Origin of the sequence: Cellulomonas algicola (assembly GCF_003851725.1) — a bacterium.
In the GTDB taxonomy this organism is placed as follows: domain Bacteria; phylum Actinomycetota; class Actinomycetes; order Actinomycetales; family Cellulomonadaceae; genus Cellulomonas; species Cellulomonas algicola.
On record NZ_BHYL01000431.1, the window covers coordinates 1 to 1,090 of the forward strand.

Sequence of the window (1,090 nt, forward strand, 5' to 3'; positions counted from 1 at the left end):
CGCCCGACGACCGCGGCCCCCGCGGCCGGCGACCGGCTCGTGGTGCCGTCGTGAGCGCCCCGGCCGCCGTCCTGGGCGACGGGACGACCGCCCGTTCGCGCGCCACCGGGCGCTGGCGCCGCTGGCGGCTCCCCCTGGCGATCGTGGGCCTGCTCGTGCTCGTCGGGCTGCTCGCCGCGCTGCCGACGCCCCGCACCTCGACGGACCCCTTCGCGCCCGACAACCCCGCGCCCAGCGGGGCGCGCGCCGCCGCGCAGATCCTGCAGCGGCAGGGCGTCGAGATCCGGTACGTGACGCGGCTCGGCGACGCCGTCGCGCAGGCGCGCGCGGGCTCGACGCTGCTCGTCGTCAACGGTGACCTCCTGCTCGACCAGGCCGCGGTGGACGCGGTCGTCGGGACGGAGGCCGACCTCGTGGTCGTCGACTCGCCGTGGCTGCTCGAGTCGGCGACCGACGGCGTCTCGGGGGACGCCGGCTACTGGCCCGACGGCGACCTGCCCGCCGCGTGCGACGACCCCGACGCGATCGCGGCCGGCACGATCACCGCGGCGCCCGGCCTCCAGGCCCTGAGCGACGACGCGGTCGTGTGCTTCCCCGCAGCCGACGACCCGACCGTCGGCGCGTACGCCGTGGTCGACGGCGAGCGGCGCGTCACCGCGCTCTCCGACGGGCGCATCCTCACGAACGCGCTCCTCGCCGAGGAGGGCAACGCCGCGCTCGTCCTGCGCGCGCTCGGACGGCACGAGCGGCTCGTCTGGTACCTGCCGTCGGCCTTCGAGACCATGGGCGAGGCGAGCGGCCCGGGCACGGGCGACATCCTGCCGCCGTGGGTCCCCGTGCTCGGCCTGCAGCTGCTCGTCGTGGTGCTCGTCGCGGCGGTCTGGCGCGGACGGCGGCTCGGCCGCATCGTGCCCGAGCCGCTGCCCGTCGTCGTCCCGGCGGCGGAGACCACCCGCGGGCGCGGACGCCTCTACCGCAGGTCACGCTCGTACGGCCACGCCGCCGCCGCGCTGCGCGCGGGGACCGCCGCACGGTGCGCCGCCCGGCTCGGGCTGCCCCGCTCGGCCGAGCCCCACGCGCTCGTCGACGC

General features: G+C 78.7%; 1 protein-coding gene. It reads left to right on the plus strand.

Features of this window, described 5'->3' with window-relative positions:
* Window positions 1-50: 50 nt before the first annotated feature.
* The coding region (locus tag CTKZ_RS20440; protein ID WP_148090541.1) for a DUF4350 domain-containing protein at window positions 51-1,090 on the plus strand (1,040 nt) is incomplete at its 3' end.